Here is a 25,225-nt window from a genome sequence, read left to right as displayed (position 1 = left end):
CAAATCCGATGAGTGTTAAGGCAAGTGGTGGAAGCTCAGTTGCGCGTCCGCAACTATATCAAACCCTAGCAGTAGCAACAATTACCCAAGCGGAACAACAAGACCGCTTTTTGGGAACTGGCGAACTGAACGAACTGGCAACCTATTTTGCATCTGGTGCAAAGCGTCTAGAAATTGCCCAGACGCTCACGGAAAATTCCGAGATTATTGTATCTCGGGCTGCCAATCGAATTTTTGTTGGTGGTTCGCCAATGTCTTTCTTAGAAAAGCCAAGAGAAGCAGAATTGGCAATGGCTACTGTTGCTCCTGGGAATGTTCAAGAAGGCATGAAACTAGGAACAGTCACCTACGTTGAAAGTCGGGGTGGATTCCTAGAAAATTTACGCTCTATCTTTAACAGTTCTCCCAGTGGCCCAACACCTCCAGGTTTTAGACCGATCAACGTTGCTCGTTATGGCCCTAGCAACATGGCCAAGAGTCTGCGGGACTTGTCCTGGTTCTTGCGCTATGCTACCTATGCGATCGTGGCAGGTGACCCCAATATCATCGCTGTGAATACACGCGGTTTACGGGAAATTATTGAAAATGCTTGTTCTGGTGAAGCCACAATTGTGGCTTTACAAGAAATCAAAGCAGCATCACTGTCTTTCTTCCGTCAGGATGCTAAGGCTACAGAGATTGTGTCTCAATACATGGATGTATTGTTGACAGAATTTAAAGCAGCAACACCTTCTAATAAACTGCGTCAACGTCCTTCTGGAGACCAACAAGGTTTACAACTGCCTCAAATTTACTTTGAAGCAGCAGAACGGCGGCCCAAGTTTGTGATGAAGCCTGGGTTATCCGCATCAGAAAAAAATGAAGTCATCAGAGCTGCATATCGGCAAATCTTTGAGCGCGATATTACTCGTGCTTACAGCTTGTCCGTATCTGACCTAGAATCTAAGGTGAAGAACGGCGACATCTCCATGAAAGAGTTTGTTCGTCGTCTAGCCAAATCTCCTCTTTACCAAAAACAGTTTTACCAGCCTTTTATTAATAGCCGAGTAATTGAACTAGCTTTCCGCCATATTTTGGGACGGGGGCCAAGTAGCCGGGAAGAAGTACAAAAATACTTCTCGATTATTTCTAACGGTGGTCTGCCAGCTTTAGTAGATGCTTTAGTGGATTCGCCAGAATACAGTGACTACTTTGGTGAAGAGACAGTACCTTACCTGCGTGGTTTGGGTCAAGAGGCACAAGAATGTCGTAACTGGGGGCCACAGCAAGACCTGTTTAACTACAGTGCGCCTTTCCGCAAAGTACCTCAGTTTATTACCACATTCGCTGCTTACGATCGCCCACTCCCCGATCAGCATCCCTATGGTTCTGGTAACGACCCGCTAGAAATTCAGTTTGGGGCGATTTTCCCGAAAGAAACCCGCAATCCCAACACTAGCCCTGCACCTTTTAGCAAGGATACACGGCGGATCTTAATTAACCAAGGGCCTGGTATTAATAGCCAAGTTAGCAATCCTGGTGCTAGAGGTGAATTCCCTGGTAGCTTAGGGCCTAAAGTCTTCCGGTTGGATCAACTTCCAGGCACAATTGGCAAAAAAGCTGCTAAAGGCGCAAGCATTAAGTTCTCCGAAAGCTCTACCCAAGCAGTAATTAAAGCTGCATACCTGCAAGTTTTCGGTCGTGACGTTTACGAAGGTCAGCGCTTAAAAGTCCAAGAAATTAAGCTGGAAAACGGACAACTCTCCGTCAGAGAATTTATTCGTGCTTTGGCTAAGTCGGATGTATTCCGCAAAACCTACTGGACTTCGCTGTATGTTTGTAAAGCGATTGAATACATTCACCGCCGCTTACTAGGTCGTCCTACCTACGGTCGTCAAGAAATTAACAAATACTTTGACATCGCCGCTAAACAAGGCTTTTATGCCGTAGTAGATGCAATTATCAACAGCGTGGAATACAGTGAAGCATTTGGTGAGGATACAGTTCCTTACGAACGCTATCTGACTCCATCTGGTGTGGCGTTGCGACAACTGCGAGTTGGCAGTATCCGCGAAGATGTAGGTGGAAAAGTCCAGAAGCAAGAAACACCGTTGTTTGTAACTTTAGGTACAGTTACCGACACCCGGACAGAACCGGATATTCAATTCCGCATCAACCAAGGTGTTAGCAAGCAACGCGAACAAACCAAAGTCTTCAAGCAGGTGGCAAACATCAGCGACAAAGCTGCTGTGCAGACTTTGATCAGCGCCGCCTATCGCCAGATTTTTGAACGCGATGTTGCGCCTTATATCGCGAAAAACGAGTTCTCTGCTTTAGAAAGCAAACTGAGTAACGGGGAAATCACTGTTAAGGAATTCATTGAAGGTTTGGGTTACTCTAACCTCTACATCAAAGAGTTCTATACTCCTTACCCCAACACCAAAGTAATTGAACTAGGAACCAAACATTTCCTAGGACGCGCACCTTTAGATCAGGTAGAAATCCGCAAGTATAACCAGATTTTGGCTACTCAAGGGATTCGTGCCTTTATTGGTGCTTTAGTGAGTAGTGCTGAGTATGCTGAGGTATTTGGGGAAGATACAGTACCTTATCGTCGCTACCCCACCCTACCTGCGGCTAACTTCCCTAATACTGAAAAGCTGTACAACCAGCTGACTAAGCAAAATGATGATTTGGTAGTACCTAGCTTTAAAACAGTACAACCACGCCTGACTTTGGCAGGAACATCATCATCGGGACGTAATGGTTTTACTGACCTGGGTCGTTCTTCTACTAGCGCTCAGGGACAATTAGGCGAAACAGCAAATCGTTGCAAACCTGCACGCATTTATCGCCTGAGTGGTACAAACCAAGCGGAAACCCAATTGGTCATCAATGCCATTTACTCTCAGGTATTAGATTTATTTAGCAGTGACATACCTGCTAACTACCGCTTAAACGCACTAGAAGGCAAACTGCAAACTGGAGAAATCTCAGTACGCGAGTTTGTCCGTGAACTAGCTAGTTCCGATATCTATTGCGATCGCTTCTACACACCTTACCCCAGCGCTAAAGTAATTGAGTTCCTCTACCGTCACCTATTGGGACGCGCACCAGCTACTCAAGAGGAAATTAGCGAATACAACAAGCTGATGGCTAGCCGGGGTCTGAGAGCCGTTGTAGAGGCAATTGTTGATAGTCAAGAGTATGCCCGCTACTTTGGTGAAGATGTGGTACCTTACCCACGTTCCTCTTCCTTAGGTAACTAATACTCTCGTTTGTCACTAATTAACACTCACAGGTCAGGAGTTCATGCCTTGGACTCTTGACCAAATTCTGTTTTGAGTACTGAGTGCTGATTTCTGGGCGTGAACCAGCACTGTTGACTTTTGACAAGAGCTTGGCAATTTTTCGTAACATTACTTTCAGATTGGAAAAAATAACGTAAATCTGAAAAGTAATATTACAAAATATTAAGAGCAGTCATAAATGCTCAACAGAATGCCGGAGAATGTTTTGCGGAAGGTAACTGATGTTTGAAATACTTGTGTGGTTGTATTGACTCAAGTAACTCGTAAATCCATAGCTGAGACATTTTGTCAAGAGCCATGTTTAATAAAAACGAAAAAACGCAGCTACCATTGTCCAAATTGAAAGTCGCACCAGTTTTAATTAAATTCTGGTTTAAATCGTAGTTGGAGGAATCCATTAATGAGTATCGTCACGAAGTCCATCGTGAATGCTGATGCAGAAGCCCGCTACCTCAGCCCTGGCGAACTAGATCGAATCAAGAGCTTTGTGAGCGGTGGTGAGCGCCGTCTGCGGATTGCTCAAATTTTGACCGAAAACCGCGAGCGTTTGGTTAAGCAAGCTGGCGAACAAGTTTTCCAAAAGCGTCCTGACGTTGTATCTCCTGGTGGTAACGCTTACGGTCAAGAATTGACTGCTACCTGCTTACGCGACTTAGACTACTACTTGCGTCTAGTTACCTACGGAATCGTATCTGGCGATGTTACCCCCATCGAAGAAATCGGTGTAATCGGTGCTCGTGAAATGTACAAATCCTTGGGTACTCCTATTGAAGGTATTACCGAAGGTATCCGTGCCCTGAAGAGTGGTGCTTCCTCCTTACTGTCTGGTGAAGACGCTGCTGAAGCTGGTTCTTACTTCGACTACGTAGTTGGTGCCCTCTCCTAGGTTAAAGCTGTTTCGTCGCTAAAACCGAAGTATTGCAATACGGTTGGAAAAAAGGAATTAACAATATGGCTCAAGACGCAATTACCTCTGTCATCAACTCTGCAGACGTTCAAGGTAAATATTTGGACTCTGCTGCTTTAGATAAGCTAAAAGGCTACTTTGGAACTGGCGAACTGCGTGTACGTGCTGCTAGCACCATCAGTGCAAACGCTGCTGCAATTGTTAAAGAAGCTGTAGCAAAATCTTTGTTGTACTCTGACGTTACCCGCCCCGGTGGTAACATGTACACCACCCGTCGCTACGCTGCTTGTATCCGCGACTTAGACTACTACTTGCGCTACGCTACCTACGCTATGTTAGCTGGCGATCCTTCCATCCTCGACGAGCGCGTACTCAACGGTTTGAAAGAAACCTACAACTCCTTGGGTGTTCCCGTTAGCTCCACCGTACAAGCTATCCAAGCTATCAAAGAAGTAACCGCTAGCTTGGTAGGTTCTGACGCTGGTAAAGAAATGGGTGTTTACCTAGACTACATCTCCTCTGGCTTAAGCTAAGAGTTAGTTGGCACTTAATAATTTAGGTGCAGCTTAATTGAGGTCTGGAAATCAATCGTGAGTGCTAGAGCGTTTATCGCTTACCTTGGTTGAAATAATCAATTATGATGAGTGTTAGTGGTCTAGTATTGATGCTTGATTTCCAGCCTTTGCAGTGATTAATTTAAAGAATTTGTCTTAAAAAACACTCCCCTTTTTTGAAATAAAAAAGTTTTCACAATTACTACAGGAGAATCTAAGATGGCCCGGTTGTTTAAAGTTACTGCTTGTGTACCCAGTCAAACCCGGATTCGCACCCAGCGCGAACTACAAAATACCTACTTCACCAAATTAGTACCCTTCGAGAACTGGTTCCGCGAACAGCAACGCATCATGAAAATGGGTGGCAAAATCGTTAAAGTTGAATTGGCAACTGGTAAGCAAGGTACTAACACTGGGTTGCTGTAATTACCATCTATATAACGAAGATTATTGTAGGGAGTTGCGAAGAGGTCGAGTGAGGCCTCTTTTTTGTTGTTTGTCATTTGTCATTGGTCATTTGTCATTAGTCCTTTGTGATTCAAACGAGTTAGGTGATAATAGCTTTACCTACAGAAATTGCTCAAAGAGCGATCGCACTCCCAAATCTAGAACCGTTATAGTTATAGCCAGATAGATTAAGACATCAAGCTAAGAAAAAACCCTCACAATAAAAGGCTTTTAAGTCTGTGAACAGTCAACAGTCAACAGTCAACAGTTAACAGTTGAAAGGACACAGCAGTGCTATGTCCTTTACTGTGCCAATTTTCCGTAATTTGATGACTATTGGATCAACTGGAAAGAGTCAAAAAACTTTCTGATATCACTGACTTGCGGATTTTGATCGCTGACAACTAAGAGCATATACATCCGTTGGTTAACAATAAAAATTCTCCCCGTCCAAGTCATTCCTTCTTTTTCATCCCACAGCTTAATTTCTTTACCAGGATATGCACCTAGATTAATATTTTGCTCGCTGAGTAATTGTTTCTCATCCCCTAACATTCCTTGTAGAGCAGAATCCAATAATTCACTTGAGGAAATCTGAGTCACATCATTTTTAAAGTCAGCATAGCTAACCATATACACATCTGTGCCATGAAGACTCAGATACATTTTTGTAGACTCAATGTTCTTATGCATTTCGCTTTTATCTGGTGTCATGTCCGAGATGTCACCATTTGGCATGAGAATAGAGGATTTACCTGCATCGGGAGAGAATTCTTTCCATTCTGATGCGGTTGCAATATCTTCAGTGCTAGTCTGTGTGTAGATGCCAGTTGATGTGGATAATTCGGTTAGATTGAGGTTTTGGCTGATGATTGCATCTACTTTGGGACTATTGAATGTTAATGCTGATAGTGAAATTGAAGCAGCGAGAAGTAATCTGTTGAATTTGCTGATTGTTTGTAACTTAGCTTACTACTTCTCTTAAGATGCAAGGTTGGGTTGAACAGATCGAAACCCAACAATACTAAATTTTTCGGGTGTTGGTTTACCCTACCCTTCGGGAATGCTTTTAGCGAACGGGAAGCCGCTGCGCGTCTACATTTCTCAACCCAACCTACACCTGACATACTATCCCCTTTACCCAGCATCGCTAAAATAGTAAATCTTGTCTTAAAAGCTATTTTGGCGACTCCTGAAACAGCAAATGTAGTATAAAAACGGCAATTGTAGTCTCAAGAATAGCAAATGTAGTATAAAAAACAGCTTTTAGGATCGCCAAAATAGCAAATGTAGTATAAAAAACAGCAAATGTAGTGTCGGAAATAGTTTTTGTAGTGTCAGAAATGGCTTTTGCGATCGCACCACGACTAACAGCAGATTATCGTACTTACCAGTAACGAGTAACTGCATAATTATCTAATATTGCATCAACACTAATGATGGGAATTTCTTCTGTGAGTGCTTGGGCAACCAAAAGCCGATCAAAAGGGTCTTTATGATGAAATGGGAGAGTTATAAGCGCAGCGACATGAGAAACTTTTATTGGTAATATTTCTAATTCATTAACTTAGATTTGATGCTCCATCCAAGTTGCAAAATCTCCAGGAATTTCATACTTACCAATACTAACTTTAATGGCAATTTCCCAATAGGAAGCAGGACTAAGCAAGATATCATTGAAGGGATCGACAATTAAATCACAGGCAATTTGGCTAAGGGCGCGATCATTAAGTACAAACCACAGAAATGCCTGAGTATCAAGCAAAAACTTCATGACATATACTCGTGAAAGTCTTCCAAATGGGTTTCGTCTTCTGAAAGAATAGTTAAGGTTCCAATTGCACTACCAGGCTGACGAGGCTTGCGGAGTGGTTGAAGTTCGCCAATCAATCTGGCGACAGTACGATTGCCAGAAAAAATTTCTACTTCTTCCCCAGGTTGTAAACTAGCAATCAGTTCGGGTAAACGAAGTTGAGCTTCTTGTAATGGAATTCGTATCATTAATTTTATACTGCTGTATTTTAGCCATTCGCGGCGTGTGTCGCAAAGAAAGCTTTGACGAAGCCATGACTCTTGCTTGATTTTACAAATATTCTAGAATAACCGCGATCGCATTTTACATGTAAAGCAGCTACGATCAGATAGTTGAGCCGATTTTGTAATTATTGGGGAGATTCCAAAGTATGAGTGAAACTGCAGAAAAACTGAAACTTGAACTTTCTCAACTTTCTGCAAAAGAACGTGCTGAAATTGCCTATTTTTTAATTCATTCTCTAGATGAAGAGATAGATGATAATCTGGAAACTGCTTGGGATACAGAATTAAACCAAAGGTTGCAAGATATTAATTGCAAAACAGCTATTGGAGAACCATCATCTCAAGTGTTTTCTGAATTACGAGAAAAGTATTCGTGAAATTCATAACTTAATTACGAATTAGTAACTACGAATTACGAATTATTTATGAGTTATTTATATAATTTTTTATACAGAGTTAGAAAAAGTGATTTGGGTAATTGCGATCGCACATAGTAAGCGCAAACCGAATTATTGGAAACAAAGAAATCTGGACAACGAGTAAAATTTCTGCCAAATATATAGTTCTCGATGGGAGTAGCTAAATCTACAGTATGGGCTGAATCTCAAATCCCAAATTATTTAACCCGATACCCCAATCTGCAAATTGCACAGATATTGCACAGGCTATACGCCAAGGTAGGTTAATCCTATACTCAAAGAGAAGCGTATGTTGAAGTCTATGGAAGCGTCGTTGAGAAATCGCCAGCATCCCCTAATCCGCAAGCTGGCGGATTCGATTGAAGAAATTTGGCAAAAATACCTGGATATCTCCCCTTACTCTGTCCCAGAAGGTTTAGGCTATGTCGAGGGGCATTTGGAAGGCGAACGGCTGATCATTGAAAATCATTGTTACCAAGCTCCGCAATTTCGCAAACTGCATCTAGAATTGGCGCAGGTTGGCAATGGTTTAGATATTCTGCACTGTGTGATGTTCCCCAATCCTGAATACCCGATTCCCATGTTTGGTACAGATTTGGTAGGCGGGAAAGGTGGTTTAATTAGTGCTGCGATCGCGGATTTGTCTCCGATCAGTAGCGATCGCAGTCTACCGTCACGCTATTATCAGCAGTTATCTGCTTTACCGGAAATTGAGTTTTCCGAACCACGGGCTTTACCGCCTTGGGGCGATATTTTCTCGCACTTTTGCCTGTTTGTGCGCCCAGAAAATGCTGAAGAAGAAGAAAAATTTCACAACCGTGTTCGCGAATATTTAACGATTCATTGTCAGATTGCTGCATCAGAGACACCTTTAACATCCAATCTTGATATCTCTAGAGTTTTGGCAGGACAGCGCAATTACTGTACAAAACAGCAGCAAAATGACAAAACCCGGCGCGTTTTGGAAAAATCTTTCGGTAAAGAATGGGCAGATCGCTACATGACAACTATGCTTTTTGACTATGTAGCTTAAAACTAAATTCAATGAAATTTTTCAAACCAGGAAGGCAATAGCAATCCTGGTAATTTTTGCTGTCTGGAATTGACTATCAAAGATTTGTTCGATGTTGGACTTGCTTAAGATTTATTTAATAAATTAAGCTGACATACAAGCGATCGCATTAACGCATAAATACATTACAAAATCTGCTATTAGTCCGCTTATGCATGAATGTAACGAATTGTAAGAATTAAGTTCCGAAACTTAAGTTTACGAGTAATAAAGTTTTGCTTTCCAAACAATGTATCTAAATGTAACTGTTTGTAACTCTAATTTAAGTCTAAAGACAAAACGAAAATATAAACAATCCTTGCTATCAAAGGGTTTCAGCATTTGCTTAATATTTTTTAACTAATTATCTGAAAACACATTTAAATTTGCACAAAATTTGCACAAACGGATTGCTTTAATCAATTTCAGGTTCAAAAAACAGCTGAACGCTCTGCCCTCGATAGAGAAAGTTCGGTATCTGAAAAATTGATGAACAGCTATTTTCTTAATCTAGGCTTGTGGGCCTTTAAGAAATAGGTTGTTTGTGGATAATAGCAGTATTGATGTATAGCTGTACCGTTAGTCACTGAAAACTAGCTAACAGAATTAGGGGTAAATTTACCCTGATTGCCAAGGGAATGCAACTTCCTGGCGACTATTGTGCTGGTTGCTCATAACGGCAACATCTAAAAAGTCAGTCACTATGCTTATTCCCATCAAGGATCGGATTTTGAACCAAGTTTGAATCCACAGCATAGTAATATTTTTAGGAGATGCTGGAATGCTTGACGCTTTTACTAAAGTAGTTTCCCAGGCTGATACTAGAGGCGCATACATTAGCGATGCAGAAATCGATGCATTGAAAGACATGGTTGCTGCTGGTTCTAAGCGCATGGATGTTGTTAACCGCATTACCGGCAATGCCTCCACAATCGTTGCTAATGCAGCTCGCGCTTTATTTGAAGAACAACCCCAGTTGATTGCACCTGGTGGTAATGCTTACACCAACCGTCGTATGGCTGCTTGCTTACGCGACATGGAAATTATCTTACGCTATGTAACCTACGCAGTATTTGCAGGTGATGCTAGCGTTTTAGACGATCGCTGCTTGAACGGTCTTCGTGAAACATATCAAGCATTAGGCGTTCCTGGCGCTTCCGTATCTACTGGCGTTCAAAAGATGAAAGAAGCTGCGATCGCTATTGCTAACGACCCCAGCGGTGTTACCCGTGGTGACTGTAGCTCCTTAATGTCTGAATTGGGTAGCTACTTCGATCGCGCTGCTGCTGCAGTTGGCTAGTAAATCGCTAGTTAATTATTTCTACTTTCTGACGCATAACTTTAGATATTTGTTGAGAGAATAATCAGCATGAAAACACCTTTAACCGAAGCCGTAGCTACCGCAGATTCCCAAGGTCGGTTTTTGAGCTCCACAGAACTTCAAGTTGCTTTTGGTCGTTTCCGTCAAGCATCTGCTAGCTTGGATGCAGCTAAAGCATTAAGCAGCAAAGCTAACAGCTTGGCTCAAGGTGCTGCTAACGCAGTTTACCAAAAGTTCCCCTACACCACCCAAATGCAAGGTAAGAACTTCGCTTCTGACCAACGCGGTAAAGACAAGTGTGCACGCGACATCGGTTACTACATTCGCATCGTTACCTACTGTCTAGTTGCTGGTGGTACAGGCCCTCTAGATGACTACCTAATTGGTGGTTTGGCAGAAATCAACCGCACCTTTGATCTGTCTCCCAGCTGGTACGTTGAAGCTCTCAAATACATCAAAGCTAATCATGGTTTGAGTGGCGATCCTGCTGTTGAAGCAAACTCCTACATTGACTACGCAATCAACGCCCTAAGCTAGGGTTTTCCTTTCGCCCAGAACAACTAAAGGCTGTGGATGCTAATTTCTAGCATGGGCAGTTTTATGGGGTTCTGGGCATGTTTTTTCTGATTGAAATTCAGGAGATTCAGTCATGACTAGTTCCACAGCGGCCCGTCAGCTAGGATTTGAACCGTTTGCTAGCACAGCTCCCACAGAATTGAGAGCTAGTAGTGACGTACCAGCAGTAATTCATGCTGCTTATCGTCAAGTGTTTGGCAATGACCACGTGATGCAAAGCGAACGTCTCACCAGTGCAGAATCGCTATTGCAACAGGGTAACATTAGCGTCAGAGATTTTGTGCGGTTATTAGCACAATCTGAACTATATCGCCAAAAGTTCTTTTACTCTACACCTCAAGTCCGCTTCATCGAACTGAACTACAAGCATTTGCTTGGTCGTGCGCCCTACGATGAATCAGAGATTTCTTACCACGTCAACCTTTATACAGAGAAAGGATACGAGGCAGAAATCAATTCATATATTGATTCAGCCGAATATCAAGAAAGCTTTGGCGAAGCAATTGTACCTCATTATCGGGGATTTGAAACTCAACCGGGACAAAAGACAGTAGGCTTCAACCGGATGTTTCAGATTTATCGGGGATATGCTAACAGCGATCGCTCCCAAGGTAAAAACAAGTCTGCTTGGTTAACCCAAGATCTAGCACTGAATTTGGCTAGCAACATTCAGACTCCTAACTTTGGCAAGGGACTGACTGGTGTAGTCGCAGGCGATCGCGGACAGCTTTACCGAGTACGAGTCATCCAAGCAGATAGAGGGCGTACTACTCAAATCAGACGTAGTATTCAAGAGTATTTGGTCAGTTACGACCAACTTTCACCAACTCTGCAAAGACTGAATCAGCGAGGTAGTCGCGTAGTTAATATTTCTCCTGCCTAAACTGAATCAAATTTGCCACATCAAAAAGTCTACAAGGAGAGCTATTCGTGCCAATTACATCCGCAGCATCTCGTTTGGGAACTACAGCTTACCAAACAAATCCTATTGAACTGCGTCCAAACTGGACAGCAGAAGATGCCAAGATTGTTATCCAGGCAGTCTATCGTCAGGTATTAGGCAATGACTACTTGATGCAGTCAGAACGTCTCACCAGCTTAGAGTCGTTGTTGACCAATGGTAAACTGAGCGTCAGAGATTTTGTCCGCGCAGTAGCTAAATCAGAATTATACAAAACAAAGTTTCTTTACCCACATTTTCAAACTCGGGTAATTGAATTGAACTTTAAGCATTTGTTAGGAAGAGCTCCTTACGATGAATCGGAAGTGATTGAGCATCTCGATCGCTACCAAAATCAAGGGTTCGACGCAGACATCGATTCCTATATAGATTCTGCTGAATATGATACCTATTTTGGAGATTCGATAGTTCCCTACTATCGGGACTTAGTAACCACAGGTGTTGGTCAAAGAACAGTTGGTTTTACTCGCATGTTCCGCCTTTACCGTGGTTATGCGAATAGCGATCGCTCTCAGCTAGCAGGTAGCAGTTCTCGTCTTGCATCTGACTTAGCTACAAATAGCGCAACTGCGATTATCGCACCTTCTGGTGGTACTCAAGGTTGGTCTTACCTACCTTCCAAACAAGGAACTGCACCCAGCCGTACCTTTGGTAGATCCTCTCAAGGTTCTACCCCACGCCTTTACAGAATCGAAGTTACAGGTATCAGTCTGCCAAGATATCCAAAAGTTCGTCGTAGCAACAAAGAGTTCATTGTCCCCTACGAACAGCTATCTAGTACCCTGCAGCAAATCAATAAGCTGGGTGGTAAGGTCGCTAGCATTACTTTTGCACAATAGGAGATAGAACTATATATGTTAGGTTCTGTATTGACCAGAAGATCTAGTTCCGGTTCAGACAATCGCGTCTTTGTTTACGAAGTAGAAGGATTGCGCCAGAACGAGCAAACTGATAACAATCGTTATCAGATTCGCAATAGCAGCACGATTGAGATTCAAGTCCCTTACAGCCGGATGAATGAAGAGATGCGTCGCATCACCCGCTTAGGCGGCAGAATTGTTAACATCCGTCCTGCAGGTGAAAATCCAACTGAAGATGCATCAGAAAACTGAAAATGCATCGGAAAGTTAACAGCAATCATCAATGATATCTGCGGGCGTGGAAAATATTAATTTCCCACGCCCGTTTATTGATGTTGGCATAGTGACTAAAAGCGCAATACTTGTCGGTTATGGGGAAAAGGTTAAGGGGAAAGGGGTAAGAAAAGACCTTTAACCTTTACCCTTTCACCTTATTCCCCAAACTAAATTCCCATAAATTGCACCTACATCTTGTTTGGGTCGTTAAGAGTCAAGGATAAGCTTAGACTTTTGACTCTGGACAATCCTTATGAGTATATTTGTTTGCAAAATAGGATAAAGCCATGTCTGAAATACCAACTGGCGGTGAAATGCTCTGGAAATTAGAAGGAGACGAGCGAGTATTGTACTTGCGGCATAATTCATCTGAAGAGTGGCGACCTTATGAAGACTTCCCAGAGTATGTTCTGCCTGATCCTCACGGATTTTCTAAAGGCATTACTACCTTTTTGGCATTGATCAAGAAAGGTTGGACTGCTACTAAATCTTAATCATTAATTAATGTTGCATTATTCAATTGATTTTTGGAGATAGGGAATAGGGAACGGGGAACAGAAAAATAATGAATTCTGTATTGATGCTTGTACAGGCGAACTCAGGGGGAGCGATCGCATTCTTTCACTCAGATCACGCCTGCTGATGCAAAGGTAAGCGGTTTGTAGTCATTCTGCATAGTTTCATGATTGTGAAACTCATTAACCAAACAAAATAGCCCAGGGAATGTAAATTAAAAACTCAGTTCCTTAATACTTCTTAATTTAAGCTATCATTTTGAATTAGGCTGAAAATCAAGGTATCTGGCTACGCTGCCATAACTGGAAAGTTAAAGCGATCGAGTATTAATTAATAAGTGTTAAGCATTAAAAATTTTGTTAATAAAGGCAAAAGCCTTACTGGTTAAGCAATTCAGCCTCTTAGTATGACTAACTTGACAATTCGTAATAAACAAACGATCCAACGATATAGTATAAACAAGTAATGGAAAGCTTCACAGAAAAGAAGCAGGTTTTCCATCCATCTTAAATGAGTGAAGTTTTTCAATTGTTTAAGAATTAAAAAATCTTTCAAATTTCCTTAAGGGAATAAGCGGAAGGTTTCAGCAGTGATTAAAGCTACTGCTTTTAGTTGATCGGGCTACTGGGGCAGCTGTATTGCCTAGCTCTATCAAACTGGGTTTTAACCTAATCCAAGCCATACTCGACTAAACTAATTAGGAAATTGAGTGTATGTTAGACGCATTTGCAAAAGTAGTCTCCCAAGCTGACGCTCGAGGTGAATACCTGAGTGGTTCTCAAATAGATGCTCTCAGTGCTTTGGTTGCTGATGGCAACAAGCGCATGGACGTTGTTAACCGTATTACCGGCAACTCCTCCACAATTGTGGCAAATGCAGCTCGTTCTCTATTTGCAGAACAGCCTCAGTTGATTGCTCCTGGTGGTAACGCTTACACCAGCCGTCGTATGGCTGCTTGCTTGCGTGACATGGAAATCATCTTACGCTACGTTACCTATGCAATCTTCGCAGGTGATGCCAGCGTTCTAGACGATCGCTGCCTCAACGGTTTAAAAGAAACCTATTTGGCTCTAGGAACTCCCGGTTCTTCCGTAGCAGTTGGCGTTCAAAAGATGAAAGATGCTGCTCTAGCGATCGCAGGCGACACCAATGGTATTACCAGAGGCGATTGTGCCAGCTTAATGGCTGAAGTTGCAAGCTACTTCGATAAGGCTGCTTCTGCTGTTGCTTAGTCAGCTATATCATCGATTTTTTGGAATCGATTTTTTGAGCGGTTTCAGATATTTAGATAACTGAAACGATTGCTAAAAGCTATTTCATCAAAAAAGATTATTGGGAGAAAATCTGATCATGAAAACCCCTTTGACCGAAGCAGTAGCTGCTGCTGATTCCCAAGGACGCTTCCTGAGCTCCACCGAAATCCAAACCGCATTTGGTCGTTTCCGTCAAGCTTCTGCTAGTTTAGCTGCTGCAAAAGCATTAACCGAAAAGGCTTCTAGTTTAGCTTCTGGTGCTGCTAATGCTGTTTACAGCAAATTCCCCTACACCACCAGCCAAAACGGCCCCAACTTTGCTTCTACTCAAACCGGCAAAGACAAGTGCGTTCGTGACATCGGCTACTACTTGCGGATGGTTACCTACTGCCTAGTTGTTGGTGGTACAGGCCCATTGGATGATTACCTAATTGGTGGTATTGCTGAAATCAACCGCACATTTGATCTATCTCCCAGCTGGTATGTTGAAGCTTTGAAATACATCAAAGCTAACCACGGTTTAAGTGGAGATCCTGCTGTTGAAGCAAACTCCTACATCGACTACGCTATCAACGCATTAAGCTAGTTAAGATGTTGTTGCCCGGAGGGGTATACAATGACTGACAGAAGTTAGTGATTGTTTACCTCTCCGGGCATTGTCATGTATAGGCATTTGTCAGAGGGCATAGAGAACAGGAACAGAAAGTGGAAAACGCAGCTAATATCCAGGACGATAACCAATTAACTGTAGAACAAGCGATCGCGAATCTCCAAGGTGAAGATTTAGGATTGCGCGTTTATGCGGCTTGGTGGTTAGGGCGGTTTCGAGTGGATGCTCCAGAAGCCATTGATGTGTTGATTCAAGCATTAGAAGACGAAGACGATCGCACTAATGTTGGTGGCTATCCCCTGCGGCGCAATGCAGCCAGAGCATTAGGAAAATTAGGAGAAAAGCGAGCCGTTCCTGCATTAATTAAAGCGCTGGAATGTTCGGATTTCTATGTGCGTGAAGCTGCAGCCCAATCTCTGGAAATGTTAGGCGACTCATCCAGCATTCCCAGGCTAATCGAATTACTCAACGATCAAGTTCCGGGAACATTACCAGCACCAGAGCCACCCCAACTCACCCAACCCTTCGATGCCATCATAGAGGCATTGGGAACATTGGGGGCAAGCGATGCAATTCCCATTATTCAAGAATTTTTAGAGCATACTGTGCCTCGGATTCAGTATGCCGCAGCCAGAGCAATGTATCAGCTAACCTCAGAATCAACTGCAGGTTACAATCAGTATGGCGATCGCCTAGTACAGGCACTTGCTCAGGATGATTTGCAACTACGTCGAGCAGTACTTTCAGATTTAGGGGCGATTGGCTATTTACCGGCAGCAGAAGCGATCGCTGATACCCTAGCAGAAAACAGCTTGAAGTTAATATCTCTCAAAGGTTTACTCGAAAAGCAATTCCAACCGACAAAACCAGAAGATTTATCCCCTGGTGCAATTAAAGTGATGCAACTAATGGATGCGTTACTGTAGCAGAAAGAGCGAAAATGGAAAAGGTAGAACTTATCGCTTCTCTTCTTCCTCATGCCTGATTCCCTCAATAGTCTAATTCGTGCAGTAGAAGACGCAAATTCTTCTATCCTTTTACAAGAAGCTGTCAAAAATCTGGCAGCCGCCCGTTTAGAAGGAGCTATTCCCACCCTAATTGCTGCCTTGAGCTATAACAATCCAGGTGCAGCTGTTGCAGCTGTCGATGGGTTAATCCAAATTGGCGAACCAGCAGTTCCATCTTTGTTGGAACTGCTGGATATGCATAACTACACAGCCAGATCTTGGGCAATCCGCACCCTAGCAGGAATTGGCGATCCTAGAGGATTAGTCACCTTGTTAGGCGCAGCTACCGCTGACTTTGCCCTGAGTGTTCGGCGGGCAGCAGCAAAGGGATTAGGAATGATGAAATGGCATTGGTTCCCAGAGGAACTGCTAGAAATTGCCCAAGCAGAAGCAATGGAAGCCTTGCTATTTGTAGCTCAGGAAGATGAAGAGTGGGTGGTACGCTATTCAGCCATCGTTGGCTTACAGTTCCTTGCCAACGCAATTGCTGTGAGTCATCCAGATTGGCGATCGCAAATTCTGTCAAATTTTGAGCAAATTGCTGCTAAAGAAGAGAGTTGGCCAGTACGTGCCCGTGTCTTATTGGCACAGCAAGAACTCCAGCAAATAACAGCGACTATTCCCACCCAAGATATAGAAAATCGCCCTTCACCCTTGTCCTCTATGGACTGGCAGAAGATTATGGAAGATCTTTATGGACGCAAAGGGCAAGAGCGGTTAGTGTTTGCTGAAGGCGATCCACGCCGTTATGAACAACTGGCAGTAGCGATCGCTCAACATTCGGATGAATAATTTTCTCATCAGGATTTCAGTCCTGAATTTTCGCTTGAATCAGAAATTAGCCCATACTAACTTCTTAAAGGTGTAGTGCGAGTTAATTTTTGGTTCAGGCTAATTATGATCTCATGCAGAGAGAATAAGGAGCGGTATTATATTTTTTAGTTGCAAGTCCCTACGCAGACCAAGCTTCCCGAAAATCGGCATACAGAGTTAATCCCCCATCAATAAATAGCGTTTGACCTGTGATGTATGCTGCTTCATCAGAAGCTAAAAAAGCCACCGCAGCTGCCATTTCTTCAGCAGTCCCTGCACGATTCATCGGAATATGACTTTCTACAACCGCTTTTTTTTCAGGGTCGTCAGTCCAGGCTTCATTAATAGGTGTAATTGTGGCTCCTGGTGCAATAGCATTAACACGAATACTTCGGTTCGCATATTCTAAAGCTAAAGTTTTAGTGAGATTTTCCATCCCACCTTTGCTAATAGAATAACTGAGATACATTGGTCTGGGAATAACTTCATGAACGCTAGAAATATTGATGATTACACCAGAACGGTTTTGTGAAAGATAATGTTTAATCGCCTCACGAGCGCAAAGGTAAGCACCCCGCAAATTTACCCCAAGTACTTGATCAAAATCTGCTGTTGTTAACTCATGGGAAGGGCATTCTTTTTGAATTCCCGCATTATTAATTAAAATATCCAAACTACCAAATTTTTCGATAACGGTATTTACCATCTCAATAATGTCTGCTTCTTGAGAAACATCCCCTTGAATTGGTAATGATTGAACACTGCAATTGTTAATATCTCCGCAAGCTTTTTGTATCGCCATTTCTTCTGTATCTTCCGCTTCTTCTAAGCTTTTGCGGTAATTAATGGCGATGTTACATCCTTCTTGGGCTAGGCGAATAGCGATCGCTTGACCAATACCAGAACTTGCTCCGGTAATTAAAACATTTTTACCTTTTAATCCTTTCATAGTAATTTTTCCTTTCACAGAGATTCCTATTAACTAAAAAAACGCCGTTATCATAGGATGGACACCAATACTGCTCGGTTAAGGATTTTAAACTCTTAATTTGGTTTGGGGAAAAGGTGAAAGGGTAAGGGTTAAAGGTTTATTTCTTGCCCCTTTTCCCCTTCCCCTTTTCCCCTTAACCGACAAGTATTGGGATGGACACTACTTAAATTTCGTATCCACCCTACAAAAACTGCTGCAAAAGTAAATAATTTTGACTACTTACCGCAGGTTCGCAGGAACATTGTCAGGAACTACCCAGAGGTAAATAGTTTTACCGTCTACTTGTTGCACTTGTTGAGGTTTCCAATCGCCCATATCAAAAGCGTGGGAAACAATGCGGGTACCTGGTTTAAGTTCTTGTAATAACTTGGGTCTGAGTTTTAAATTGATATCTGGTAGTAAATAGAGAGTAACTACCGAAGCTGGGCTTAAATCTGTTTGGAATAAATCTTGTTGGCGGAACTCAACGCGATCGCCTACTTTAGCGCTTTGGAGATTTTGTTTTGCTTCTTGCACGCGTTGTGGATCTATATCTATCCCAACACCACGCGCCCCATATTTCTGTGCTGCTGTGATGGGAATTCTGCCATCGCCACTACCTAAGTCGTAAATGACATCATTACTATTCACTTTTGCTAGTTTTAACATCGCATCTACTACAGGTTGGGGAGTTGGGACATAGGGAACATCGGTTTCTACTTGTTGTACTGGGGTAGTAGTAGGAGTAGAAGTTTGGGCATCTGTTTCAAAATTACGTACTGTAGTGCATCCAGAAACACCTAAACTAGCAATACTAACGCTGGTAATTAATAAAAGCGCAATTCTTTGTAATTTCATGATTTTCTCCTTTGTAATTGTTAGTTATTCCCGCAAAAAACAAATAAGCGTTGGAAAGTTTATGCAAAAGTGCAGAGAATTGAAAAATTAAATTTGTTGATGAAATATTGAAGATTGATTGAGCATTAATTTTGAGTTATCAGCGAAATACTCACAAAAAATCACCAATTTATGCAGATGAAATTTGTAATTTTCCCCCTGCCTATTTATCGCAAGTCTCTTAACGAACGTTGTCGGTAATTATTCCACAACAACAAGGGAATACCTGCGCCTACAACTAAAACCCCAACTATTGCCCCGATGCCTGTATACGCCAAGCTGGAGTAAAGCAAGTACCCACAAATAATGCAAAACAGCAAGGGAATCCAAGGATAAAATGGCACTTGGAAAGGTCGATTTATTTGAGCATCTCGTTTGCGTAAAACAAATAATGAAATCGCAGACAGTAGGAAGAAAAACCAAAATACTGGTGCGGTGTATTCCACCATTGTTTCAAAACCATTGCGGGCAATTGTGCCTAAAAACACCAATGATAAAGCGATCGCACCTTGGATGATTAAGGCTTGAGTAGGCGTTTCCTTTTGTTGTTGCCAACTTCCCATAAAGGAAAACATCGAGAAATCTTGCCCTAGGGCATAATTACTGCGTGCGCCTGTCAAAATGGTGGCGTTAATGGCTCCTAAAGTACAAATTGCTACCAAAATACTGAGAAATACAGCTCCAGATGTCCCCACAGTCCGATCCATTAAAGAGGCGGCGACAGCCTCAGATTTAGCCATTCCTGCTAATCCTAAGCCTCGTAAATATGCCAAATTAATGAGCAGATAAATAGTGGTGATGATACCAATACTCCAAACTAGCGATCGCACCATATTGCGCCTTCTATCTTTAATTTCGGCTGAGATATAAGCTGCTTCATTCCAGCCACCAAAGGACAGCAAGACAAATACCATTGCCAATCCCCAGTTTGTTGAAGTTGTGGAAGTGGTGGGAGTTGGCAGAGTTGTAGGGTTATTAGCGGTAACTCCAATCATCACCACTAGGAGTAAACCGAGTATTTTCGCCGCAGTCAGCCAGTTTTGCGTCCATTTACCAGGGTATAAACCGAGAATATTCAAACCTGTCAGCAGGATAATTGCGATCGCCGCATAAATGGAAGAAGAATAAGGCCCTAGCAGCCATAACCCAGAGAAATAATCCCCAAAAACAAACGCCAATAAGACAATAGAACCAGTTTGAATTACTGTCATTCTTGCCCAGGCAAACAGAAAAGCAACTGAACGTCCAAAAGCACGTTTCAAATAATAGTAAGTTCCCCCAACATCAGGGTAAGTAGTTGCTAATTCTGCGTAGCACAATGCCCCAACCAAAGAAATCGCACCACCAAGTAACCACAGCAGTAAGACATTGATATCGCTACCAGCATTCGCTGCGACAAATGCCGGAGTTTGAAAAATTCCTGCACCAATAACAATCCCCACAATCAGCGCAACAGCATCTAATAAAGCTAATGATTGCTTTGGTGCTGCAGCTGAAGCTATAGGGGTACGTTCTTGTAAATTGCTGTAGTTTTGTTGTCTCTTCACATCAGTTCCCACGAATAGTAATTTGAGCTTATGCAACACTTAGCAGTACGCTTCAAAAAGCGCTATTGCCAACATCAAGCTGAAAATTTAAGTTTCTTCATTGATAATTAAGTAAGACGGTGGAAATCAAATAAACTATGTTGATAAACGTCAATATGCTAGAAAGATTTACCAATGACAAAGCGTAAAGCGCCTTGCCAAAGGCATCAGAACTGTCTCAGAATGACAGTCTCAGCCAGTTATTTTCAATTTCGCCGACCTACTTACTTTTGAAATCTGCGTTTATTTCAGTTTGACAAGCAAATGTGATTTAAAAGTGACAACAATCTCAATAATTGTGAGGGAAAGGGGAAAAGGGTAATGGTTAAAGGTTTTTTCTTGTCCCTTTTCCCCTTAACCGACAAGTATTGCGACAGATTATAGAAGCACAGCAGTGCCGTGTCTTCTATAATATTATTGATGTGTCGCAAACATTATTTGACTGGTTATAAGGCTGCTAATTCTTCTTTGATAGATAATGGTTGATAACCTAATGTAAATGCTTTAGAACTATTTAAAGATACATCTTTTGGTCTAGGTGCTGCCATTTTGATATCTTCTTGGCGACAGCCTTTAAGTTGAGCATTGGGAATTTCAAATACCTCTACTAATTGACGCATAAAATCGTAACGCGAAATTCTTTCTTTACCACCCAAGTGAATCAAACCTTGGACTTTTTCTAATGCTAATAACAGCCCTTGAGCCGCAGTTTTACCACTTACTGGGGTGCGAAATTCATCGATAAATAAACTTAGTTCTTTACCTGCTTGTAATGTTTCTATGAATGGCTGTATAAAGCTTTTAGCTGTAGGTGTTGCCATGCCGAACATTAAAGGCATACGGCATACTGCTGTATGAGGATATAGTTCTAACATCCCTATTTCTGCTTGAACTTTTTGCTCACCATAAATGCTTAAAGGATTTACGGAATCTGTTTCTTGATAGGGAGCATTTAAGCCATCAAATACTAAATCAGTTGAGGTAAAAGCACAAGGAATTGCATAATCAGCACAAAGTCCAGCTATATTGCAAGATGCGGTGACATTAATTGCGTATGATTCTTGAGGATTGTTTTGACAAAAATTAGGTTGAGAAAGAGCAGCAGTATGAATTACTGCGGCTGGTTTTATATCATTAAATATCTGCTTTAATTCTTGAAAATCTGTTAAATTAACTTTTAAGGTTTTGATGCCAGGTATTGTTAATGAATTAGCAAAATAATTACCATAAACTTCCCATTCTGGCTTTGCTAGCTGGCAAATATGCCATCCTAAAAAGCCACTGGCTCCAGTTACTAGCAATTTTTTCATATTTATATAAAAATTTAAATATACAGCCAATATTAATTTATACCAATTCCCATAATTTTGGCGGTAGATAAATAGTTAATCAGGGCGAAAAAACACTGGTATGAGACCTCCACAAAAAGAAATGCCCAATTGTCATTGCGAATGTAGCGTTCGCGTAGCGTCCCGTTCGCGTAGCGTCTCCGTCAGGAGAAGGGAAGCGAAATGAAGCAACCGCAAAATATTGGGATTGCTTCACTACACTCCGTTTCGCTCGCAATGACAGCTTTTGGATCAATCATTCTGTGGAGTTCTCTATGAGAAAATTAGCGGAAATGGTTGCTGGTGCGTTGCGCGACAACACAACGCCAGTTTGCTCAAGTCGGGAAACCTGCCCACGCAACTGGCTCCCCTACATTTATATTTATATTGACTAATTAATTAGCTGTTGAAATTTTTTATCGTTACGTACTTTATTAAAATCTGTGTCTGTTTTCGCCAATTTTTTATATTTATTCGGAGCCAGCTTAATTGCTTTTTCTAGGTTTTGAATTGCTTGGTCTACATTGCCTTGTAAACCATAAGAACAAGCCTTATTGTAATATGCCTGGTGCATATTGGGCTGAATCGCGATCGCAGTGTCGTAGGATTTCAAACCTTCGGCGTAACTTTGCAGTTTTGTTAGGACTATTCCTCGGTTAATCCAAGCTTCGGATTTTTTCGGCTGGAGGGCGATCGCTCTATCATAGGCTACTATCGCATCTTTGTAGAGTCGCAATGAGGTTAAAGCATTGCCCCGATTATACCAAGCGACATCTTTGTCAGGTCTTAAAGCCAGCGCCCGATCGTAGGATGCGATCGCTTCTTTGTAAAGCTGTAGAGACGTTAGCGCATTACCTCGATTAATCCAAGCTTCGGGAATGTTCTGTTCAATTGCGATCGCTTGATCGAATGCTGCGATCGCATCTTGATAACGACGTGCATCTAGTAAGCTATTAGCTTGCTTTAAAAATTCTGCCGCCTTTTGTGGTGATTGTGTACCAATTAGCTGTTGGGAAATATTACTTTCTTGTACAACTTGTGTGGTGTTATTTGCTGTTGAATGTGCCCAATTACCACAGCCAAATGTAGAGAAAGTGATAAAGCTAGAGGCAACTAAGCAGCGCCGTAAGACCATGCTGTACCTACAGAATTCATAAGATGATGCTAAAACTTATTTCTCTTAAAATATAGTATCAAAGTACACGATTTTTATTAATTTTTTATTTGGTTTATATAAATTTAATTTTTTCCCAAAGATAAGAAAAATATACCATATTCAGTGGTAACAATACAATCTATAAGTAAAAAAAACGACTTATTTAAATTTTTCGGTAGCTATACTTAAATTAATGCCTAAAGACCTTTATTCTATCCATAACTATTAGTATTAAAGCTATATTCTGCCATTTTCAAGCTTATCGAGAATTCAAAATTCAAAATTCGTGTCACCCCAACAAGACAGAAGAGTAAGTTATTTTTATTCATCTTTATATAGCTGATGAGTTATATAAAAATGTGATTTGATTGCTGAAAAAGACTCAGTATTTTGTAGTAGCGCACGCAAAGCTTTAGCGCGGATGCGTTAGCGATAGCGTAACGCATCCTACGCACTACTCACTGATAGCACTGTTTATAAATAGATAAAAATAGTGCGGTACTCAGTAATCAACAACCTAGAAGTTACAACTATTTATTTCAAAAATAATTCCCGAATTCCTGTACTACCAATTTCTACTGCTAGCGCCGCTAATAGAAACCCAAACAACTGAGTTATAATCACTCCACCTTCAGCACCAATCCACTTGTCAATATAGGTTCCCAAACGCAGAATTAACCAACTAATAAACATTGCCGCTACAATACCTAAAACTACACCGAGATAGGGCAGTTGCGATTGTGAGGTTAATAACATGACTGTTGTTAAAGTTCCCGGCCCGGCTAGTAATGGTAAAGCTAAAGGCGTAATTGCAACATCACGACCTTCTTCTAAAATGGGCGTATCTAATTCTCCCCGCAACATTTGCAAAGCAACTAATAGCAACAATAGTCCCCCAGCTACTCGCAAAGATGCCATGCTGATTTCCAAATAGGTCAAAATTAATTGCCCAGTGAACACAAACAGCAACAGAACTGCGATCGCAACGACAATCGCTTTATCTATGACTCTGTTTCTTTCTTCTGGGGTCATACCTTTGGTCAAAATCAGCACTATGGGTATATTACCTACCGCATCTGCTAGCACAAATACAGCAATAAATGTTTGAACAAGAGCTGAGGTATCCACAGTAGACCGCATTTATCAAGGTTTGATAACAACCTACCTTGAAATGTGTCCTATTTTCTATCATCCAGAGAAAGATTGAAATGTAGACAGGGTATTATCAATTACTTAAACAAAAGTAATAAAGATGCATATTTCACTAAATGACTTGTAATTAAAAAAAATAAAAATCTCAAACCCAATGACTAGCAAGACTTTGAGTCACGCATACTGCTAACGAAGCGCCCTTACCCTAATTGCTAGATAATGAATTTATTGGTATTTCCTCAGCCCTACAGTTGCTAAAACAACTGTCATCTTATCCCTAGAACTTGTGGGCTTTTCCGCTGCCTCTGGTAACGATATATTTGAGAATCTACCTCGCACATATTTACTGTTTGTGGAATCTATGAAGCCTTATTTAGCAGCTGCTATCCAATTAACCAGTGTGCCTGATTTATACAAAAACTTAGCACAGGCAGAAGAATTAATTGAACTTGCCGTGCGTCGGGGTGCTGAATTGGTGAGTTTGCCAGAAAACTTTTCTTTTATGGGGGAAGAAAAAGACAAACTTGCACAAGCAGAAGCGATCGCACGGGAAAGCGAAATATTCTTGAAAAAAATGGCCCAGCGCTTTCAAGTCACTATTCTGGGCGGTAGTTTTCCAGTTCCCGTAGAGCACACAGGCAAATTTTATAACACAACCATACTTGTAGACTCCAACGGTCAAGAACTTTCTCGCTATTACAAAGTACATCTATTTGATGTGAATGTCCCAGATGGTAACACCTATCAAGAATCAAGCACAGTCATGGCTGGAACACAGCTACCACCTGTGTATGTTTCCGAAAACTTGGGTAATTTGGGACTTTCGATTTGCTATGATGTCCGCTTCCCAGAATTGTACAGACACCTGGCAGACAAAGGAGCCGATGTCATCTTTGTCCCGGCTGCCTTTACAGCCTTTACTGGTAAAGATCATTGGCAAACATTACTCCAAGCCAGAGCAATTGAAAACACCTGTTATGTCATTGCTCCTGCCCAAACAGGTACCCATTACGCCAGAAGACAAACCCACGGACACGCCATGATTATCGACCCCTGGGGTACGATTTTAGCTGATGCCGGAGAGAAACCCGGAATTGCGATCGCCGAAATTCGACCCACTCGCCTAGAACAAGTCCGCCGTCAAATGCCTTCTTTGCAACATCGCGTATTCAGCTAATCGATAATAGACGTTCGCAGAGGGAGCAGAGGATGCAGAGGAGGAAGAATCAAATTATGGT

General features: G+C 41.8%; 27 protein-coding genes and 2 pseudogenes. 18 read left to right on the top strand and 11 right to left on the bottom strand.

All coding sequences use genetic code 11. From position 1 onward, the window contains the following. Positions 1-8: 8 nt before the first annotated feature. The 5 genes and pseudogenes from HGR01_RS14130 to HGR01_RS14115 form a co-directional block, all read left to right on the top strand. Positions 9-2,702: pseudogene (locus HGR01_RS14130) on the top strand (phycobilisome rod-core linker polypeptide); the annotation flags it as partial. A 45-nt stretch (positions 2,703-2,747) separates the two neighbouring features. Further along, a pseudogene (locus HGR01_RS41940) lies at positions 2,748-3,239 on the top strand (phycobilisome rod-core linker polypeptide); the annotation flags it as partial. 451 nt (positions 3,240-3,690) lie between these two features. Further along, a complete protein-coding gene (apcA, locus tag HGR01_RS14125) occupies positions 3,691-4,176 on the top strand; it encodes an allophycocyanin subunit alpha (protein ID WP_045870449.1) in 486 nt (161 codons plus the stop codon). Positions 4,177-4,241: 65 nt separating this feature from the next. Next, complete coding sequence (gene apcB, locus HGR01_RS14120) at positions 4,242-4,730, top strand: allophycocyanin subunit beta (RefSeq protein ID WP_045870450.1); 489 nt, start codon at positions 4,242-4,244, stop codon at positions 4,728-4,730. A gap of 240 nt (positions 4,731-4,970) precedes the next feature. Then, a complete protein-coding gene (locus HGR01_RS14115; RefSeq protein ID WP_045870451.1) occupies positions 4,971-5,177 on the top strand; it encodes a phycobilisome linker polypeptide in 207 nt (68 codons plus the stop codon). Positions 5,178-5,531: 354 nt separating this feature from the next. On the opposite strand, the gene HGR01_RS14110 is transcribed toward HGR01_RS14115, so the two are convergent. From HGR01_RS14110 to HGR01_RS14095, 5 genes are all read right to left on the bottom strand, one after another. After that, positions 5,532-5,936 (bottom strand): hypothetical protein, encoded by a 405-nt coding sequence (locus HGR01_RS14110; protein WP_045870452.1) that lies wholly within the window; start codon positions 5,934-5,936, stop codon positions 5,532-5,534. A 528-nt stretch (positions 5,937-6,464) separates the two neighbouring features. Further along, positions 6,465-6,608, bottom strand: coding sequence for a hypothetical protein (locus tag HGR01_RS14105; protein ID WP_155539228.1), 144 nt, complete (start codon positions 6,606-6,608; stop codon positions 6,465-6,467). Beyond that, positions 6,586-6,714 (bottom strand): hypothetical protein, encoded by a 129-nt coding sequence (locus tag HGR01_RS41935; protein ID WP_339398434.1) that lies wholly within the window; start codon positions 6,712-6,714, stop codon positions 6,586-6,588. Before HGR01_RS41935 ends, HGR01_RS14105 begins: the two co-directional genes overlap by 23 nt. A 51-nt stretch (positions 6,715-6,765) precedes the next feature. Next, complete coding sequence (locus HGR01_RS14100) at positions 6,766-6,972, bottom strand: type II toxin-antitoxin system VapC family toxin (protein ID WP_228045373.1); 207 nt, start codon at positions 6,970-6,972, stop codon at positions 6,766-6,768. Continuing rightward, positions 6,969-7,199, bottom strand: a complete 231-nt coding sequence (locus HGR01_RS14095; protein WP_052335192.1) for a type II toxin-antitoxin system Phd/YefM family antitoxin — start codon at positions 7,197-7,199, stop codon at positions 6,969-6,971. The genes HGR01_RS14100 and HGR01_RS14095 overlap by 4 nt, the downstream gene beginning before the upstream one ends. A gap of 182 nt (positions 7,200-7,381) precedes the next feature. On the opposite strand from HGR01_RS14095, the gene HGR01_RS14090 reads away from it, so the two are divergent. The 12 genes from HGR01_RS14090 (at position 7,382) to HGR01_RS14035 (ending at position 16,877) form a co-directional block, all read left to right on the top strand. Further along, positions 7,382-7,612 carry an addiction module protein gene (locus HGR01_RS14090; RefSeq protein WP_045870453.1) on the top strand — a complete coding sequence of 77 codons (231 nt, stop codon included), beginning with the start codon at positions 7,382-7,384 and terminating at the stop codon, positions 7,610-7,612. Positions 7,613-7,943: 331 nt separating this feature from the next. Continuing rightward, positions 7,944-8,687 carry a phycocyanobilin:ferredoxin oxidoreductase gene (locus HGR01_RS14085; RefSeq protein ID WP_045870454.1) on the top strand — a complete coding sequence of 248 codons (744 nt, stop codon included), beginning with the start codon at positions 7,944-7,946 and terminating at the stop codon, positions 8,685-8,687. A 799-nt stretch (positions 8,688-9,486) separates the two neighbouring features. Beyond that, positions 9,487-10,005 carry a phycocyanin subunit beta gene (locus HGR01_RS14080; RefSeq protein WP_045870455.1) on the top strand — a complete coding sequence of 173 codons (519 nt, stop codon included), beginning with the start codon at positions 9,487-9,489 and terminating at the stop codon, positions 10,003-10,005. Positions 10,006-10,074: 69 nt separating this feature from the next. Continuing rightward, positions 10,075-10,563: a phycocyanin subunit alpha gene (cpcA, locus tag HGR01_RS14075; RefSeq protein ID WP_045870456.1), complete on the top strand. Its 489-nt coding sequence runs from the start codon at positions 10,075-10,077 to the stop codon at positions 10,561-10,563. A gap of 112 nt (positions 10,564-10,675) precedes the next feature. After that, the gene (locus HGR01_RS14070; RefSeq protein WP_045870457.1) at positions 10,676-11,485 is read left to right on the top strand and encodes a phycobilisome linker polypeptide; all 810 of its coding nucleotides are present in this window, start codon (positions 10,676-10,678) and stop codon (positions 11,483-11,485) included. A gap of 47 nt (positions 11,486-11,532) precedes the next feature. Next, on the top strand, positions 11,533-12,402 hold the full coding sequence (locus HGR01_RS14065) for a phycobilisome linker polypeptide (RefSeq protein ID WP_045870458.1): 870 nt from the start codon (positions 11,533-11,535) through the stop codon (positions 12,400-12,402). Between the two features lie 15 nt (positions 12,403-12,417). Then, positions 12,418-12,675, top strand: coding sequence for a phycobilisome linker polypeptide (locus HGR01_RS14060; protein WP_045870459.1), 258 nt, complete (start codon positions 12,418-12,420; stop codon positions 12,673-12,675). A 311-nt stretch (positions 12,676-12,986) separates the two neighbouring features. Then, positions 12,987-13,193 carry a hypothetical protein gene (locus HGR01_RS14055; RefSeq protein WP_045870460.1) on the top strand — a complete coding sequence of 69 codons (207 nt, stop codon included), beginning with the start codon at positions 12,987-12,989 and terminating at the stop codon, positions 13,191-13,193. Between the two features lie 735 nt (positions 13,194-13,928). After that, entirely contained in the window at positions 13,929-14,447 is a 519-nt protein-coding gene (locus tag HGR01_RS14050; RefSeq protein ID WP_045870461.1) for a phycocyanin subunit beta, read from the top strand. 118 nt (positions 14,448-14,565) lie between these two features. Then, positions 14,566-15,054 carry a phycocyanin subunit alpha gene (cpcA, locus tag HGR01_RS14045; protein WP_045870462.1) on the top strand — a complete coding sequence of 163 codons (489 nt, stop codon included), beginning with the start codon at positions 14,566-14,568 and terminating at the stop codon, positions 15,052-15,054. 119 nt (positions 15,055-15,173) lie between these two features. Continuing rightward, the gene (locus HGR01_RS14040; RefSeq protein ID WP_045870463.1) at positions 15,174-16,004 is read left to right on the top strand and encodes a HEAT repeat domain-containing protein; all 831 of its coding nucleotides are present in this window, start codon (positions 15,174-15,176) and stop codon (positions 16,002-16,004) included. A 51-nt stretch (positions 16,005-16,055) separates the two neighbouring features. Continuing rightward, positions 16,056-16,877 (top strand): HEAT repeat domain-containing protein, encoded by an 822-nt coding sequence (locus HGR01_RS14035; protein WP_045870464.1) that lies wholly within the window; start codon positions 16,056-16,058, stop codon positions 16,875-16,877. Positions 16,878-17,037: 160 nt separating this feature from the next. Here the strand turns inward: HGR01_RS14035 and HGR01_RS14030 are convergent, their stop codons facing one another. From HGR01_RS14030 to HGR01_RS14005, 6 genes are all read right to left on the bottom strand, one after another. Continuing rightward, positions 17,038-17,847 carry an SDR family oxidoreductase gene (locus HGR01_RS14030; RefSeq protein WP_045870465.1) on the bottom strand — a complete coding sequence of 270 codons (810 nt, stop codon included), beginning with the start codon at positions 17,845-17,847 and terminating at the stop codon, positions 17,038-17,040. Positions 17,848-18,108: 261 nt separating this feature from the next. Next, on the bottom strand, positions 18,109-18,726 hold the full coding sequence (locus HGR01_RS14025) for an SAM-dependent methyltransferase (RefSeq protein WP_045870466.1): 618 nt from the start codon (positions 18,724-18,726) through the stop codon (positions 18,109-18,111). A gap of 206 nt (positions 18,727-18,932) precedes the next feature. After that, positions 18,933-20,312 (bottom strand): APC family permease, encoded by a 1,380-nt coding sequence (locus HGR01_RS14020; RefSeq protein WP_045870546.1) that lies wholly within the window; start codon positions 20,310-20,312, stop codon positions 18,933-18,935. Positions 20,313-20,797: 485 nt separating this feature from the next. Further along, the gene (locus tag HGR01_RS14015; protein WP_045870467.1) at positions 20,798-21,661 is read right to left on the bottom strand and encodes an SDR family oxidoreductase; all 864 of its coding nucleotides are present in this window, start codon (positions 21,659-21,661) and stop codon (positions 20,798-20,800) included. A gap of 409 nt (positions 21,662-22,070) precedes the next feature. Continuing rightward, positions 22,071-22,814: a tetratricopeptide repeat protein gene (locus HGR01_RS14010; protein ID WP_045870468.1), complete on the bottom strand. Its 744-nt coding sequence runs from the start codon at positions 22,812-22,814 to the stop codon at positions 22,071-22,073. A 555-nt stretch (positions 22,815-23,369) separates the two neighbouring features. Further along, complete coding sequence (locus HGR01_RS14005) at positions 23,370-23,963, bottom strand: MarC family protein (RefSeq protein WP_045870547.1); 594 nt, start codon at positions 23,961-23,963, stop codon at positions 23,370-23,372. A gap of 385 nt (positions 23,964-24,348) precedes the next feature. Here HGR01_RS14005 and HGR01_RS14000 point away from each other — a divergent pair, with 385 nt between their 5' ends. Further along, positions 24,349-25,164 (top strand): carbon-nitrogen hydrolase family protein, encoded by an 816-nt coding sequence (locus HGR01_RS14000; protein ID WP_045870548.1) that lies wholly within the window; start codon positions 24,349-24,351, stop codon positions 25,162-25,164. Positions 25,165-25,225 lie beyond the last annotated feature (61 nt).

Origin of the sequence: Tolypothrix sp. PCC 7712 (assembly GCF_025860405.1) — a bacterium.
Classification (GTDB): Bacteria; Cyanobacteriota; Cyanobacteriia; order Cyanobacteriales; family Nostocaceae; genus Aulosira; species Aulosira diplosiphon.
This window is presented reverse-complemented; position numbering and strand designations above follow the sequence as displayed.